The sequence below is a fragment of the Bacillus sp. 205(2023) genome, assembly GCF_037027485.1.
Classification (GTDB): Bacteria; Bacillota; Bacilli; order Bacillales; family Bacillaceae; genus Bacillus; species Bacillus halotolerans.
Genome location: NZ_JAXCHF010000008.1, coordinates 66,444 through 82,880, shown reverse-complemented (window position 1 = coordinate 82,880; position 16,437 = coordinate 66,444). Strand labels below are relative to the sequence as shown.

Genomic DNA, 16,437 nt, shown 5'->3' with positions numbered 1-16,437 from the left:
GCTACAGCGTCTTTTCTTTTGAAGCCGGATACGTATCCGGCTGTTTTTTCTTTATAACCGTAACAAATATGCCGCTGATGACACATGCAATGCCGATCAAATGCACAAGCTCAAACGGCTCCTTCAATATCACACCTGACAAAATAACAGCAGAGACCGGAAGAACGGATGTGAAAATGCCAGACACCCTCGCCGGCACCTTCGTCACCCCGCTATACCATAAGTAAAATGCCAAAACGGTCACAAAAAGCGCGTAATACAGCACATACGACCAATCCAAAACAGTCGGCACGCTGAAATCAAATGAAGAGGCCTCAAACAAAGCAAACAGGAAGCCGAAGAGCGATACGAAGGTCGAAATTGCCAGTGCCGAAACATGCGGGGATAGCAGCTTGGCCAGCAATGTAAACAACGCTTCGCCAATGACTGCGGCAATGATCAGCATGTTGCCGAATAAGGCGTTCGGCGTCCCGTCTTGGCTCCCCGCTCCAAACAGATTAATCGTCAGCACACCGCAAACCGCCAGCAAAATGCCGATCAGCGTTTTTTTCTCTATTTTTTCTCTCAGCAGGAAAAAGGATAAAATACCGATTACCATGGGGGTTGTGCTGGTTAAAATGCCGCTTTCCGTTCCCGTCGTAAATTGAACCCCATACAGCAGGCAAATACTGAACAAAAACACACCTGTGAATGATTGCACCAGCAATACGAACACATCTTTTTTCGTCAAAGCCGGAAACCCTTTTTCAATGCAAAACAGCAGCGTCAGCAATACGATAGAGGCCAGCAAAAAACGCAGTCCCGAGGATAGAAAAACCGGAATGCGCTCGACCATCAGCTTGCCGACGACGACCGAGCTACCGACGATCGCCATGGCTGCTGCCAAGGAGACATAAGCGCCCATTTGTTTTTTCATTACAACATCACCTGCCTTTTTATGTATGACGAAAAGCGCCTATCCAATGACAGGCGCTTTCTGATTAATCATCACTGCTCAAAATGCCGAAGAAGCGAAGCAGGTTGATGAACAAGTTGATAAAGTCAAGATACAGTGACAATGCCATAACCGGAATTAAGTCCTCTGTAATATGGCGGTGTTTGATTTGGTTTAAATCATACAAGATGTAAAGGGAAAAGACGATGGTTCCGATCACGGAATACGCCATCATCGCCGCTGAGTTTAACGGGCTGAAAATGTTGAAAATGCCCACCACTGCGAGTGCGAGCACCGCTACCAGCAGAAATGACCACAGGAAGGATAAATCCTTCTTCATTTTTGCGCCGATTGTGCCGAGAACGGCAAAAATGACAAATGTAGAGCCAAAGGCTTCAAGCACGACATAGGCGCCGGCGATGGAAGCGTAGTGGCTGACGATCGGAAATAACGTAATGCCGGAAACGAAAGCGAATGTATATACAAACGCATACCCGACCGCTTTTCTTCTGCGCATCCAGAAGGCCAGAATAATCATCCCCACTTCAAGAATGGAAAGCGGCAGCATCAAAGCGACAGGAACAAATTGGCCGATATAAAGGCCGACAGTCGCGATCAGCAGCGTGAAGACAAAGACTGTCAAAATGCGCTGCATGATCGATTGCTTACTCTCGTGAACCGTAGCTTGCATGTCAAAAATCCTCCTAAGAAATGATCTTAAAGGTCTATTATATAAAAAATGGATGAAATATGTATATGTTTTAAGGAGAATTTAATGTCGAACAAAGGCCTTTAAAAACACCTCTTTTACTTCGATTCTTTGCTTTTCAGTGAGAAGCGGTGCTTTTCGACCTTCTCAATCTGTGTGACCTGGGAATCGTGTACGGTGATTTGAACGGTGCCGAAATCCAGTGTTTCCAACGAACTGATGATTTTTTCAATCACTTTCGGATCAACGGTTGTTTTTGAAACCAATGACCTTCCCCCCTCTGTTCGGTTTTAATTCATAGTATTCTTATAAGAATTATAATATTATGTTTTTTCCAATAAATCAATGGTGATTTCTATTCAAATCAAAAAGGCATATGATCACCTCATCAAGGGGCGGTCATATGCCTAATCAGATTTCATCTTAGTTTTTCTCCAATTCCTCAACAATACAGCGAACGCCCATGTTTTCAAGCGCCTGCTTCAGCGTGCCGTATGTTTCATATTCACTGAAATCGAGCCCTAATTGAATGGATGTTTGGGCTACATCCGGCCGAATGCCTGAAAATACGGCTTTGACGCCAAGTAAGAAAAGTGTTTTTGACAGGTTGTACAATTGCTGCGCAACCATTGTATCCACAATCGGGACGCCGGAAAGATCGACAACAAGACTTGTGATTTTTCTCTCAATGCATCGGACCGGCACTGTCTCTAAAATCACCTGCGCACGTTTTGTGTCGACAGAGCCAATCAGCGGCAATATGCCGATTCCATCCGCAATGGAAATCACCGGACAGCCTAATTCACTGATTAATTCCTGCTGAGAAGTGAGCCTCATCAGCATAAATTTTTGATACTGCTCGGAAAACTCAATAATCAGCTTATCGAAAGACTGATTCACAATACGGTTCCAGCGGTCAGCATCCTCATTTGTGACGATATCCCGATGCTCTTTTATAAACGTAACGACAGCATCCCAGAATGCGATTCTTGAATTTGATATGGCTTCGACGACCTCATGCACCGGAACATCTTGCTCTACTCTGTTTTTCGCAACATTCAGCGCCCATTTTGCCATATTGTCTTGAAATTCGGTTTGTTCCTCCAGGAATGCACTTGCGATTGTTATATTCGTAAACGTATGCTGCTCTGTCAAAAGCTTTTTCGTTTCTTCACTTAAATGGTCGGCGGAATATAATTCGCCTTGCAGCTGACATCGTAAACTGAACCATTTTTCAGTAATGTCAGCCGTATGGTCTATGATATATTGATATAGTTTTTGATCGATATTCACGGCCTGTCTCCTTTTTCATAATAGAAGCTCTTATATTATAAAATTATAAATCGGAATTGTGAATGGGACTAGGGAAAAATGGGATGATTCTGCTTGATGAGCGCATTCCATTTTCATCCATAGGCGAATGCACCAAAAAAGTCCGCTCGCATAAACTGCAATTGTACAGTTTACAATGAGAAAGGACGTTATCACATGTATTATGTTGATCCTTATATGTTTGCCGGACATTTTTATGAGCCTTGGCCTGCTTTTGAATATGAATACCGATATCCATGGCCTGGCATGGGCGGCGGTACTGCTCCGGGCTTCGGCGGCGGCTCCGTTCCTGGCATGGGCGGCAGTACTGCTCCAGGCTTCGGCGGTGCGCCACAAGGGCCTCCTCCTTCCCAAATACCAGCGAAGCCCCCAAAACCGCAGGGTTCTCAAGGAGCCATTTTGTTAGTTGAACCAATCACCATTCGTCCATGCCTTTTCCGGTTTACCTATGTTTGGTTAACCAACGGCCGCTCATTTTGGTTCTACCCAATTATCCTTGGCAGAAGGTCCGTCGGCGGCTTTTATTGGGATCCTTCACGGCGCCGCTGGATTTATTTCGCCTTAGACACAAATCAGATCGATGTTGTGAGCTGCTCATTTTAATCGAAAATCAGCCGGTTTCCCGGCTGATTTTTTATGTTGCTTTGGCTGTAAACAGGTTATATTATAACTATCTTTCAAATTGGAGGTTTCCCTATGATCAAACAAATTGGCACTGTTGCTGTATATGTTGAGGACCAGCAGAAAGCGAAGCAATTTTGGGCAGAGAAGGCAGGCTTTGATATTGCGGCGGACCACCCGATGGGACCTGAGGCAAGCTGGCTTGAGGTTGCGCCAAAAGGAGCCGAGACCCGTTTAGTCATTTACCCGAAAGCCATGATGAAAGGCTCTGAACAAATGAAGGCTTCGATCGTATTTGAATGTGAAGACATCTTTGGTACATACGAGAACATGAAAGCAAACGGTGTAGAATTTCTCGGTGAGCCCAATCAAATGGAGTGGGGCACCTTCGTTCAATTTAAGGACGAAGATGGGAATGTGTTTTTATTAAAAGAATAAACTGTTTCGCCCTGCACTTCCTTTGACACTGAGAATGAATTTCATTTACAATTATTCATATATGAGAATGATTGGAGATGGACAGATGTTTGTTCAGTTAAGAAAAATGACGGTAAAAGAAGGCCATGCTGATAAAGTGATCGAACGTTTCAGCGCTGAAGGAATCATTGAAAAACAGGAAGGCTTAATTGATGTGACCGTGCTTGAGAAAAACGTCCGCCGCGGCGATGTGGAAGTCGTTGTCATGATCCGCTGGCAATCCGAGGATCACTGGAAACAGTGGGAAAAAAGCGATGCGCATATCGCCGGGCATAAAGCGAACAAAGGCAAGCCAAAGCCTGACTATATGATCAGCACTGAAGTGAGCATGTATCACGTGAGAGCTGTTAAACAAGGGACTCATCAATAACGAAAAAGAGCTTGGGCTATGCCGCAAGCTCTTTTTTTCATGAGAATCTGCTTTCTTCAAATGTGATGGCGTACAGCGGTTTATTAGGATGCCATTCAGCAAATAATACATCCTCTGTCTTTTCAATCCCCTGGTTTTTCAGCGTTTGCTTAAGCCACTGTTCGTCTACCCCTGCTTCTCGCAGGTTGTCATACACAATCTCCCCATCAAGAATTAACGTGGTGGGCAAAGACACATTTTGCTGCGGAAGATTCATATCTTTTCTCGTCGGATTGCCAAAGTCGGATTTCTGAAGAACGCTGACCATCCCGTTTGTTTCTAATATGGCATATTCCACTTCCTGTATGGAAAAGCAGCCGGCCTGCCTTAAAAGGCTCTGCAGCTGATTAATGTCGAGCTTGTTTTTCTTCAGCATTTCATATTTGAGCTTTCCATTATGGATGACGATATTCGGTTCACCTTCCAGAAACTTTCTGGACCCTTTTACTTTTTGGGTAATGAATTCAATCATATAAATCAGCAGTCCCCACAGCAGCGAAGCGAAAATAATCTCTTTGATCTTAATTTCATGATCGTACACTGCATTTCCGACCAGTTCCCCTAAGATCAATGCAGAAATAAAGTCAAACGGAGTGATTTGAGAGAATTGGGTTTTTCCGAGAAACTTCAAAATGACAAATAAAATACCCAAACCGCAAACTAATTCTACCGCTACATTGAGATAATCTCCCATGTTGATAGCACCTACTTCTTAAGAGCTACTATCATTATGGTCAACTGCACGTTTTCTAAACGGTCACTGCTCCTATTATAATATCGGCTGGTGCTTTGAAAGCATGTCGTCAAAAAGCTGCTCCGCATCACGGCGGTCGAGCGTGACAAGCGGATCATTGTGAAACGCTTGAAAAGCGAGACCGCGGTCCTTTGTTAGCCCCGCTTCCGCCACTGCCTCCTGATTGGATACGTGTCGTGTCGCCAGCATTTCCACACCCTTCGGCAGCGCTCCGGAAACAATCGGCTGGACACGGTTGCGGGTAATGAATGCATTTGTTTCCACGATCGCATCTAATGGGAGATGAGCGACCTGGCCTCGATTCGGCAGATTCACATTTGTTACAAGTTCGCCCAGTCCGAGGAGCGCCGCCATGATGTTCACGCCCTCTTCTCCTGATGCTTTCCTCTCAACACCCTGTTTTTGCTGTGCCATGTGATCCGTTTCTTTTTGTTTCCGGTCTCTGTCCTGTTTTCTGAAGGATATGGGTGTCAGGTGAAACTTCCATGTCGCAGGCTGTTTGAGATAACAACCGGGGAGAAACTCAGCCAGGTGCCTGTCACCGGCAGCGGGGATGGCACCGTACGTTTCAAATAAATCGAATGCAATACGGTGTGCAGAGTGAAATACGCTGTCCTTCCAGCTTTCCCCCTCCAGCTCATAGCCGGATTCGGCATAATGCGCACAGAAATCACGGAAAACAGGCAGCAGATCAATATGCCGGTAAGAAGCTGCTGTGACCCATGTAAAATGGTTAATGCCCAGCACATGAACATGGACGTCTTCACGCCGCTTTACCTCTAGTCCAAGCCTATCTGTAACCATCTCCGCCAGCAGTTTTTGCGTGCCGAATACTTCGTGGCAGCAGCCGAACGCTTTTATGCCGGGAAACACTTTATACAGCGTTCTCGTGCACACAGACATTGGGTTTGTATAATTGATGACCCATGATTCGGGGGCGTAGTCTCTAATTGCCCGGGCAATTTCTGCAAACATCGGAACGGCCCGCAAACCTCTCATGATTCCCCCCGGTCCGACAGTATCACCAACTGATTGATAGATGCCGTATCGCTCAGGCAAATGAACGTCCGTTTCCATGTCATCCAGAGTGCCCGGCAAAATCGAAATAATGATGATATCCGCACCGGATAATACCTTTTTCAAAGTTGAAACCGCCTCGTACCGCCATCTGCCGTCTCCGCTGTGATTGCCGATGATTTCATTTTTCTGCGCCGCTTCAAAATTCAGATCATAGAGCGCCACCGTGCCTTCCATTCGGTCATCAAGGGACAAATCGCTCATCAAGCTTCGGGCCCAGCCTTGGGAACCCCCGCCGATATAGGCGATTTTGATCTGATCTAACGTACTGATATGAAACACTCCCTTTCTCAGCCTTTCACAGAACCGATCAGCATTCCTTTGGCAAAATGTTTTTGTAAAAATGGATAAACCGCCAAAATCGGTATGGTCGCGATGACGATGACAGCAAGCTTAATCCCCTGCTCCGGCGGAATGGTATTTTGCATCGTATCGCCATTGGTCGCCGTTAAGTCCGATAAAATCGTGACCTGGCGGAGCACCATTTGCAGCGGCCATTTTGCACTGTCATTGATATATAAGAGAGCATGGAAGAAATCATTCCAAATTCCGACCGCATAAAACAGCGCAAAGGTGGCAATGACCGGCTTTGACAGCGGCAAGGCGATCCGCCAAAAGACGCCGATTTCTGAACAGCCGTCAATTTTTGCTGATTCCTCAAGCTCCTGCGGCAGCTGCTGAAAGAAGTTTTTGATAATAATGAGGTTAAACGGATTGATCGCCATCGGCAGAATCAACGCCCAATAGGAATCCAGCAATCCAAGTGATTTGACAACAAGATACGTCGGAATCATCCCCCCGGAAAACAGCATCGAGAAAATCACAAGGTTTAAAAGCAGATTCCGTCCCTTCACATGCCGCTTCGCCAGCGGATACGCCATCGTAAAGGTGAAAAACAATTGCACGGCTGTCCCGACTACAGTGATGAAGATGGATACGCCCATACTTCTGATAAACGTCGGTGTCGAAAACACGTACCGATAAGCGTCAAGGGTAAAGGTTTTCGGGAAAATAAAGAAGCTGCGCTGAGCCAGCTCAGCTTCTGTCGCAAAGGAACCGGCGATAATATACAAAAACGGCAAAATGGTAATCGCGCCGACGCCGCCAAGAAACAAAATGTTGCAGACGTCAAATACCCGTCCGGCTTTTGTGTTGTGCATCATATGAATGTCAGCCATACCTCTCCCTCCTTTAAAACAATCCTTCTTGATCGAACTTTTTCGCGATGTAATTGGCACCGAAAATTAAGACAATCCCGACAACCGATTTAAACAAACCGACAGCTGTGCTGTAGCTGTACGCTCCTTGGGTAATCCCCATCATGTAAACGTACGTGTCGAAAATGTCAGCCACGCTGCGGTTAAGCGAGTTTGTCATCAAATACACCTGTTCAAAACCGATATTTAAAAAGCTTCCGATCCTTAAAATCAAAAGAACAATGATGGTGCTTCTGATTGCCGGAAGCGTAATATGCCACATCCGCCTAAACCGGCCGGCCCCATCCATGATCGCCGCCTCATATTGCTCCTGATCCACCGTTGCCAAAGCAGCGAGAAATAAAATCGTTCCCCAGCCTGTCTCCTTCCAGATGCTTTGCATGACAATCATCGGCCGGAACCAGTCAGCGTCTGATAAGAAAGAAATCTGATTCCCTGTCAGGCTCATGACCATTTTGTTGATGACGCCTGTATCGACTGTAAAGAAAACAAAGGTGATGCTGACCACGATTGTCCATGAGACAAAATGGGGCACGTAAATAAGGGTCTGAATGCACCTTTTATACACAGCCTTCCTCAGCTCATTCAACAGCAAAGCCAAAATGAGCGGCGCGGGAAAGGCAAACAGCAGATCAAGGCTAGCCAGCATGAGCGTGTTGCGCAGCAGCCGGAAAAAGTCCGGATTCATAAAAAAATCTTTAAAATAATCAAGACCGACCCATTCGCTTTTCCAGAAGCCGAGATATGGCGAATAATCCTTAAACGCGATAAGCACGCCCCACATCGGCAAATATTTGAAAATCAGAAAATAAAGCAGACCAGGAATAAGAAGAAGATAAAGCCATTTGTCTCTTTTGAGCGCAGCCATCCAGCTGATGCCTTCTCCAGCAGTGAGAACTGGTGCGTTTCCCTTCTTCGGCACCGTTTCCATATCTGTTCTCCTTTCGTGATACCGGTGCGCCCGCTGAACGGCAGACGCGTCGGTTTATTTTGACGATTGATACAATTTGTTTAAGTCCTTCATCAGTTCATTGCCGCCGCTGTTTTCCCAAAGCTTCACCGCATCCTTGAAGCCTTTTTCATCGATTTCTCCGATAATAAATTGTGTTCTTGCATCGAGAATGATGTTGTCCAGCTGGGCTCCTTTTTGGGTATATACATCGGATACAAGCGACTCAGCCGGGTTAAAGACAGCTATTTTTTCTCCTTCAGTGATGATGTCCTTGCGATGCTGGAAGAGCTTTGTTTTCTGATCTTCGATGTAGTACTCGCTTTTCGGGATAGACATGCTGAACTGAGCCAAGCCTTCATGCTCATACAGAAGGGATTTGTTGTTTTTTTCAAGAGAGGTGAATACGCCGTCCTTCAGCTCATAATTACGGTCCTCGACTCCGTTGTTGGTCAGAATCTGTGCTTCCTTATCGTTCAGCTTATCGAGGAAGGACAGCACCTCTTTCAGCTCTTTTTCCGTTTTCACACTTGATTTTGGTATCGCGATCATGCCTGAATATCCTGATGTCGGGAAGGTGCGCTTGCCTTTTGGTCCTTCTACTGTGCCGACGATATCAATGATATCCTTGTTCGACTCATCCGCTTCTTCCATGGCACTTTGAATTTGCGACGCTCTGGAGCCTGTATCAACGATGACACCCGCTTTTCCTTTTACAACCGGGTCATTCCACTTCGCCGAATCCATAACAGCGAAATCCTTGTTGATCAAGCCTTCATCATACAGCTTCTTAAAGAAGGTGAGCGCCTCTATATACTCCTTCGTTGAAAAATCAGGCACCAGCTTCCCGTTTTCAACGCCGTAGCGATTCGGGGCGCCGAACCAGATCTGCAGAACATCCCACGGGCTTCCGTTGCCAAGCCCCATCCATTTCGGCACGACCATGCCGTACGTATCGTCCTTGCCGTTTCCGTCAGGATCTTTTTCCTTAAAGGCCTTCAGCACTTCATAAAAATCATCAAGCGTTTCCGGCATATCTAGCCCGACGTTTTTGAGCCAGTCGGTTCTGATGATCATACAGGCTCTGATCAAGTCTCTCGATCTGTAGACCCCGTACACCTCGCCATTTACCGAGCTGTTCTTGAGTATCTTTTCATCAGCCTGACTTACATTCTTGTAGTCTTTTAAATAAGGAGACAGCTCCCAAAAAGCGCCCGCTTTGACAGACTTAATAAAGCCGGCTGACTTATCTTTAATCACAATCGCATGCGGCATCTCTCCAGAGGCCATGACGATGTTAAATTTATCGTTGTAGGATGAATCAGGCACCCATGTGACCTTAATATCTTTGCCTGTGTATTTCTCTAACGCTTTTAATGATGGGCTTTTGTCACTCGGGCTTTCCGGTGACAGCAGCGGCGCCATGATGTTGATCGTGTTTTTTGAATCGCTCGCTGAATTGGATGTTTCTGAATTGCTGCACCCGGCTATCATCATGGCAGCGAGCGGTAAAGCAATCCATCTTTTTCGTATTCTTTTTTTCATGATGCGTAAGTCCCCCTTTTTCTCCTTTTTCATTTCTCCTTTGCCACCCCTAATATAAAGCGCTTACATAAATTCTTGCAATCTTCATTTTTTGCATCATTTCTCCTATGAATTGACGGCTGTTATCCTTTTTTGCCGGATGTATCTTTTTTTGCGGGGAGGTATTCACCAATTAATTCAAGTGCCGCAATGACATTTAAACACCATTGGGAGACAGTGTTTGTCGTTACCCACGGAAGCTCTTCAAGCTGAGTCCACGTCTCGATTTGCGCGGGTTTGATCGGAAGCGGCGTATGGCTCAGTTTATGGTCGAGCAAAAGATTCCACGCTTTTTCGGCGAGGTTATGGTCTTGCTTTTTTCTCGCAGCATAGGCTGTCATACCAGCCGCAAACATCGGCCAGTGAAAATGCCCGTCATGGAGCGCACCTCCGCTTTTTTTGCGTTTTTCTTCATCACTGAATGTGTAAAACTCGCCGAATTCACTCAGCATTTCCTCCCATTCACGGTCATCGAGAAGCTCAGCCAGCTCCATCCACACTTGTGGCGCGCCAAACGCAATGATCATATGATAGCCGCCCGCGATGCCGTCTCCCATGTGATGAAGCATAGATGTTGCCGGATCATATTCAAACGTCGGGCCTGATAATAAGCGAAGGGGCAGGCGTTTCAGGCAGCTGATGCCAGTTTGGATTTTCCTGAGATATTCAGGATTCTCAGTCCGCTCCCATTCCGCCAGCCAGTTCGAGCAAAACGCCGCCCAGTCCGGCCCCGTTCTGACGTGAGTCGGGTGCTCTCCTTTCTCGTAGAAAGCACGCATCGGATCGGTGTTCACTAGGGCGGCATCGGCGTCCTTCACTTCCGTCAAAAGATCTCCCGTGCGCTCATCGCCCGTCAAATAATAATAGAATTTATAAAGGCCGGCCATGCTGATTCTCGCTTCCTTGCAGCCGCATCCCCAGTGCACCACGTTATGCCGGGAGCCAAGCCCCGCATATTCTCCGAGATGAAAACAGTCGGTTTCACTTGTATGGCGGGTCATTGCTTCAGCCATTCGGAACAAGTCTTCTCTGCCGGAGCGGAAAAACGCCTGCCACAGCCACAAGGTCGGAATGAGCTCATTATTTTGCCACGCGTACCCGCCGAGATCATACCGCCACATATGCCGGACCGGGTCATACGTATGCATGACGTCCCCATAGTTCCAGAACCCGTACCATCTGCGCTGCTCCACTTCTTTTTGATAAAACGAGAAGGCGGCGTCCATCTGTTCTTCCAGCTCTTTTTTGACCGGATCGGCCGTATCGATTACACTCCAAACGCCAAGCGCTTTTGACTCGTAATAAACGTCCGGCTCACAAATAAGCAATGGCGGTGCCTGCCATTTGTCCGCTAACGCATTCAGCACGTCATCAGACGGCATCTGAGAAAAGCATGACAGGCTGATGTCGTTTGTGTTGGCAATGCCTGTCGGATCAGAGCGCATCTCATCAAATCCTTCGTACGCGCTGACGACATGGGTGTTCCCTGTATAGTGCCTGAAATCCATTGCTTCCGCGTCTGGCGGCCAGAGCCAGACGGTCATGTTCGGTTGATCATCGGCAAGGCCTGTTATCTCAAGTGACGACGGATATTTTTCAAAAAAATACCGCAGGCCGAGCGCTAAGCCTCCATTTTCGCCGCCCGCATAGCAAAGCCCTTTCGCCCGCGTACCATGCAGCATGTCAACCCACGAATATTCCTTGCCGGTCCGTTTTTCCAGTCGGTAATGATCGCTGGAGTCCTGAACGAGTTTCATATCATTCCAAACTGCGTTCTGTACGCCGTGTGCGAACCAATCCTTGTGCTCTTCACTTGGAGAAATCGGTTCCCCGTTGATGTGCCGCTGATAAAGAGGATGCCGTTCATTCCATTTGCGGGTGCCAAACAGCTGGGCGGGTTCTTTATAAACGCCTTTGTCCCCCGCAAAACGGAAATGGCGGTTGTACGGCTCTCCCTGTAGAAAGAGGTCAAACTGCATGCCAAGCCCTTTGACGAACTCTCGTTTGAAATTCCTGTCGATCAGCTGAGTGTGCATGATATTCACCTCTGAAAGCCCGGCATAAAACGTCAATCTGATAATGAAGGGCAGCCATTCTTCATTTGTCTTTTGGAGTACATGAACCCCCTCAATCTTGATGACTGCTTTTACAGGACCTCTCTGTTCAATGACCGCACGTTTGATAAGACTGACCGATGTTTCATGAAAAAAAACCTTTTCTGCCGCCATCTCCTTTCTCGTTTCCTTTATTGCGGTCAGCCGCCCGCCTGCGGCGATCGGCTTTCCGTTGATCACCAGAGATTGAATGATGTCGGAGCCTGTTTTATTCACAGTGCAGACAAGCGCCCCGGTATCCACTTGGATTGCATCCTTTAACTCGTGGATCATGAGCTTTTTCGCTGGCAGCTGGTTTTCATCTTTTTGAAGGGTAAAGCTTGTATCGGTTTGTTCACTGAACACAGCCGCGTGCTTCGTCCATTTGATGCTCCCGTCCGGCCAATAGGCCGACGGATCGCTTTGCACATAGCGGCTTTCACCCTTTGCATTTACAAGCGCCAGACAGTCTCCCTTTTTCAATTCTCCTCTTTTCCAAGGCACACCCCACGTTACGCCGCTTGTCAGCTTAGGCTGTTCTGATAGCCATTTGATCTTTTTCATCGGTTCTCTCCTTCCATATAAAAAAAGCTGATTCAATGCAAAGAATCAGCTGCGATTATCAAACTGAATCACACGGTATTCGTGTTGGCCGACTGACAGTCTCCCCGCTCCGACTGAACGGTTTGCCAAAAGATCGGTCCCCTCTTCCGGAAGCGTCACACTCCCGCCTTTTCCATCCATATTCACGATAACCCATACAAGGCCGTTTTCTCCTTTTCTCGGGGCAACAATCGTGCCGGGGGTGACATCGGACCTGACAGAAACGGCTGCTTCTCCCGCATAATGCCTGACGAGTGCTTCCAGCATTGCATCCCCTTTTTCGCCTGATGGAAGCGAGCCGAGCATGACCATTTTCCCTTTGCCGTGCTCTCGTTCTGACAGAAATGCATGGCCGGCACCAGGCCCGGATTCAACTGTGCCGAGAGTGTTTCCGCTCTCTATATCAAACACCGCGCTCCACAGTCCGAGTGGCGCCGTCATGCCAAACGCTTTTCCTGTATTGGCATCCTCGTTCATCGGGAACGTGAACAGTGTTTTGATTCCGGCTATTTTCTCCAGTTCTCCAAGGCCATAATCGGTATGAACCGTATGCTCGCCCGTACGCCCTCCCGTCAGCGGCCCGGCAATCCATATGCCGCCCGCTTCAGCAAATGCGGAAGCTTTTTTGATAAAAGCAGAAGACAGATAAGGCACAAATGGCGTAAACAGCACACGATAGCCCTCCAGCGGAAAGCCTTCCGGAACGAGATCACGATGAATACCCGTGTTGAGAATGCGCTCGTAAAAGTGTGTGATAAGCGTTCGGTGTTGGAGCCCCCGGTGAGGCTCTGTTTTCAGAAACGCTTTCGCCCTGTCGGAATAGGTCATTGCAACCTCAGCCTGAACGGGCACAGTAGAAAGAATGATCGGTTCGATTTCCTTTCTTGCCCGCTCAACCGCCAAAACGTTTTGATAACCAACCGCCGGCTCTCCCCAGGCACTAAGGACGGAACCGTGTGAAATCTCGCTGCCTGAACGCTGCTGGCGCCACAGCCAGTAGCAAAATCCCTCGCTCCCCAAGGCGTAAGAAGACACGGCTTCAGCTTGTAAATATCCATCGGCGTGCGGCATGGCACAGCTTTCGAGCGAGGCTGCATATGACGGGCTTGTTTCCAGAATCCAAAACGGGCGGTCTTTTTTGAAATGCCTCCAAATATCACAATTTAATAAAAATGCAGATGCATTTTCTTGGGAAGCGTACGTATCATAGGAAGCGAAATCGAGATTCTGAAACATCCGCTCATTGTCTGTGCTGAACATGACCGAGCCGTTATGAGTGATTGGCGCATCTGAATAACAGCGAATGATTTTCGCCTGTTCATCCGCAAATTGAGCGATCATCTCCATCGAAAACAGCTGATACATCGTGCGCAATGAAGCGTGATGCAAAAACGGGGCCGGACCCGGCTGCGGCACCTGCTCAAAGGTTTGATAGGTTTCGCTCCACACATCGGTTCCCCACGCTTCATTTAACCGTTCAATCACACCGTAACGGTTTCTAAGCCAGTCATGCCATAAGCTTAAGCACGTCTCACACATGCATTCAGCCACATGGCATTTAAATTCATTATCGAGCTGCCAGCCGATCAGCCCCGGCAAGTGTCCCAGCTCTTTGGCGATGCTTGTGGTGATGATGGCGGCTCTTTTTCGGAAATATGGGTTATTTGTACAAGCATGCTGACGGGAGCCGTGTCCCATCACCTCTCTTTTTTCGTTGATATGCATTCGCTCAGGCCGGCCGTGCGACAGCCAAATAGGCGGTGTCGGCGTCGGTGTGCACATGATTGTTTCGATGCCGTTTTCATACATCCGGCTGATCATTTCCTTAAAAAAGCTCACGTCAATTTTTCCTTCTTCCGGCTCGATCACAGACCAGGCGAATTCACCCATTCGCACAACATTGATGCCGACCTCCCGCATCCTGTCAATGTCCTGCTGAATCGTCTTTTCATCCCATAGTTCCGGATAATAGCAAGCGCCGTGATATAATTTTCTCCCCAAGTCCTTCACCCTTCTTTGACGATAGATTCTGTTAGTGGCAGGCCGAGCTCTTTCATGCCTTTCGCTACGAGTTTTGCCATTTCATTTGCGCCTTTTTTTGTAAAGTGCGTGTAATCGTCAATCCCCTCAGAAACCATAAAATAGGTGTATACTTTTTCTTCGCCCTTCTCAGTAAAGAAAGCGAGGCTTTTTTCCATTAGATCAATGAGCTGGACATTCTCCTCAGCGGCTGTCTGCTTCATGGCAATGCAATAATCAGGAAAGTCGTTCAAAAACACGCCGTTTTCATAATGAAAGCGGGCTACTGGGGTAATGAGAAGCGGATGCGCGCCTTTTTCTCTAGCGCCTGCGATATACTGCTTTAAATATTGTTTATAGGTGGTATAGGGCTCGGTGTAGCGCTCCGGCTTATTTTTTGACGCGTCATTATGGCCCATCTGCACAAACAGCCAATCGTCCGGCTCGATCACATCAAGAATCGCCTGAAGCCTGCCTTCCTCCACAAAGGTTTTTGAGCTTCTGCCGCCGATCGCTTTATTGATCACCTGAATATGCTCCGGCAGATGCGAACCGAGAAACTGCCCCCAGCCCCCTTGATTTGTCCTTTCTCCATACGTTTGGACAGTCGAATCACCAGCAAGATAAATATGATGTGCCATGCCTCATTCCCCCTCGTTTTTTTCACTTAATATCAACTCAATGGCAGAAAGCTCCTCGTTTGAAAAATCCGCTGATTGCAAGGCTTGAACGTTTTCCTCTATTTGTTGCGCCCGGCTTGCTCCAATTAAAACGGAGGTCATCCGGGCATCCTTCAAAAGCCATGAGAGCGCCATTTGCGGGAGCGATTGTCCCCGTTCTTTCGCAATCTCATTCAGCCTTTGCGCCTTACTGACCGCCCTTTCGGAAATGTGCTCCGCCTGCAGGAAAGGACTGTTCGCATCCTTTGCTCTTGAGGTTTCCGGGATGCCTGAAACGTACTTTGTCGTGAGAAGCCCTTGAGCAAGCGGCGCAAACGCGATGCAGCCGGCTCCCTTTTTGTCCAGCACATCAAGAAGCCCTTTTTCCGGATCTCGGTGAAACATCGAATATCGCGTCTGATGGATGGCGAGCCTGACTCCGAGCTGTTGTAAAAGATCGGCGGCGCGCTCTGTCTCTTGCGGGCTGTAGTTTGACAGTCCGACATACAAAGCTTTCCCTTGGCGCACAAAGCCCGCCAGCGTCTCCATCGTTTCCTCAAGCGGCGTTTCAGGATCAGGACGGTGCGAATAGAAGAGATCCACATAATCAAGCCCCAGCCGCTTTAAACTTTGATTCAAGCTGGCAGTCAAATGTTTTTTCGAACCGCCATTGCCATACGGCCCCTTCCACATGTCATAGCCGGCTTTAGTGCTGATGACGAGTTCATCACGGTAAGGCGCAAAATCCGTTTTCAGCATGCGCCCGAACATCTCCTCAGCGGAGCCGGGCGGCGGGCCGTAATTGTTGGCCAGATCAAAATGGACAATGCCTGCATCAAATGCGGCTCTCAGCATGGACCGCGCGTTCTCCGGAGAATAGGCAGCGCCGAACTGATGCCAGAGGCCGAGAGAAATAGCGGGAAGCCTTAATCCGGTTCGCCCGGCTTTGTGATAGGTCATTTTGTCATAGCGTTCAGCCTTTGCTTCGTATCCCATACGG

Annotated in this window: 15 protein-coding genes and 1 pseudogene; 3 read left to right on the top strand and 13 right to left on the bottom strand. The window is 47.8% G+C overall.

What is annotated here, in order from left to right; genetic code table 11:
* Position 1 precedes the first annotated feature (1 nt).
* The 4 genes and pseudogenes from WA325_RS17490 to WA325_RS17475 all read right to left on the bottom strand — a co-directional run bounded on the left by WA325_RS17490 (position 2) and on the right by WA325_RS17475 (position 2,936).
* Positions 2–981: pseudogene (locus tag WA325_RS17490) on the bottom strand (DMT family transporter).
* A complete protein-coding gene (locus tag WA325_RS17485; RefSeq protein ID WP_227599286.1) occupies positions 981–1,625 on the bottom strand; it encodes a Bax inhibitor-1/YccA family protein in 645 nt (214 codons plus the stop codon). Before WA325_RS17485 ends, WA325_RS17490 begins: the two are co-directional and overlap by 1 nt.
* A 116-nt stretch (positions 1,626–1,741) precedes the next feature.
* Positions 1,742–1,909 carry a YezD family protein gene (locus WA325_RS17480; protein WP_024120518.1) on the bottom strand — a complete coding sequence of 56 codons (168 nt, stop codon included), beginning with the start codon at positions 1,907–1,909 and terminating at the stop codon, positions 1,742–1,744.
* A 157-nt stretch (positions 1,910–2,066) separates the two neighbouring features.
* The gene (locus WA325_RS17475; RefSeq protein WP_248338690.1) at positions 2,067–2,936 is read right to left on the bottom strand and encodes an STAS domain-containing protein; all 870 of its coding nucleotides are present in this window, start codon (positions 2,934–2,936) and stop codon (positions 2,067–2,069) included.
* Between the two features lie 195 nt (positions 2,937–3,131).
* On the opposite strand from WA325_RS17475, the gene WA325_RS17470 reads away from it, so the two are divergent.
* The 3 genes from WA325_RS17470 (at position 3,132) to hmoA (ending at position 4,443) form a co-directional block, all read left to right on the top strand.
* A complete protein-coding gene (locus WA325_RS17470; protein WP_336184011.1) occupies positions 3,132–3,578 on the top strand; it encodes a hypothetical protein in 447 nt (148 codons plus the stop codon).
* 93 nt (positions 3,579–3,671) lie between these two features.
* Positions 3,672–4,034, top strand: coding sequence for a VOC family protein (locus WA325_RS17465; RefSeq protein ID WP_105954787.1), 363 nt, complete (start codon positions 3,672–3,674; stop codon positions 4,032–4,034).
* A gap of 85 nt (positions 4,035–4,119) precedes the next feature.
* Positions 4,120–4,443 carry a heme-degrading oxygenase HmoA gene (gene hmoA / locus WA325_RS17460; protein ID WP_336184010.1) on the top strand — a complete coding sequence of 108 codons (324 nt, stop codon included), beginning with the start codon at positions 4,120–4,122 and terminating at the stop codon, positions 4,441–4,443.
* Between the two features lie 37 nt (positions 4,444–4,480).
* Here hmoA and WA325_RS17455 read toward each other — a convergent pair whose 3' ends face one another.
* From WA325_RS17455 to mgrA, 9 genes are all read right to left on the bottom strand, one after another.
* Positions 4,481–5,176, bottom strand: a complete 696-nt coding sequence (locus tag WA325_RS17455) for a DUF421 domain-containing protein (protein ID WP_105954785.1) — start codon at positions 5,174–5,176, stop codon at positions 4,481–4,483.
* 75 nt (positions 5,177–5,251) lie between these two features.
* Positions 5,252–6,595, bottom strand: coding sequence for an alpha-galacturonidase LplD (lplD, locus tag WA325_RS17450; protein WP_336184009.1), 1,344 nt, complete (start codon positions 6,593–6,595; stop codon positions 5,252–5,254).
* A gap of 8 nt (positions 6,596–6,603) precedes the next feature.
* Positions 6,604–7,491 (bottom strand): carbohydrate ABC transporter permease, encoded by an 888-nt coding sequence (locus WA325_RS17445; protein ID WP_105991317.1) that lies wholly within the window; start codon positions 7,489–7,491, stop codon positions 6,604–6,606.
* A gap of 13 nt (positions 7,492–7,504) precedes the next feature.
* Positions 7,505–8,461, bottom strand: a complete 957-nt coding sequence (locus tag WA325_RS17440) for an ABC transporter permease (RefSeq protein WP_105991316.1) — start codon at positions 8,459–8,461, stop codon at positions 7,505–7,507.
* A 54-nt stretch (positions 8,462–8,515) separates the two neighbouring features.
* Complete coding sequence (locus WA325_RS17435; protein WP_336184008.1) at positions 8,516–10,024, bottom strand: extracellular solute-binding protein; 1,509 nt, start codon at positions 10,022–10,024, stop codon at positions 8,516–8,518.
* A 122-nt stretch (positions 10,025–10,146) separates the two neighbouring features.
* The gene (locus WA325_RS17430; RefSeq protein WP_336184007.1) at positions 10,147–12,720 is read right to left on the bottom strand and encodes an exo-rhamnogalacturonan lyase family protein; all 2,574 of its coding nucleotides are present in this window, start codon (positions 12,718–12,720) and stop codon (positions 10,147–10,149) included.
* 45 nt (positions 12,721–12,765) lie between these two features.
* A complete protein-coding gene (locus WA325_RS17425; protein WP_336184006.1) occupies positions 12,766–14,760 on the bottom strand; it encodes a beta-galactosidase in 1,995 nt (664 codons plus the stop codon).
* 5 nt (positions 14,761–14,765) lie between these two features.
* Entirely contained in the window at positions 14,766–15,419 is a 654-nt protein-coding gene (locus tag WA325_RS17420) for a rhamnogalacturonan acetylesterase (protein WP_322012981.1), read from the bottom strand.
* 3 nt (positions 15,420–15,422) lie between these two features.
* Positions 15,423–16,433, bottom strand: coding sequence for an L-glyceraldehyde 3-phosphate reductase (mgrA, locus tag WA325_RS17415; RefSeq protein WP_105954779.1), 1,011 nt, complete (start codon positions 16,431–16,433; stop codon positions 15,423–15,425).
* Between the last annotated feature and the right edge of the window lie 4 nt (positions 16,434–16,437).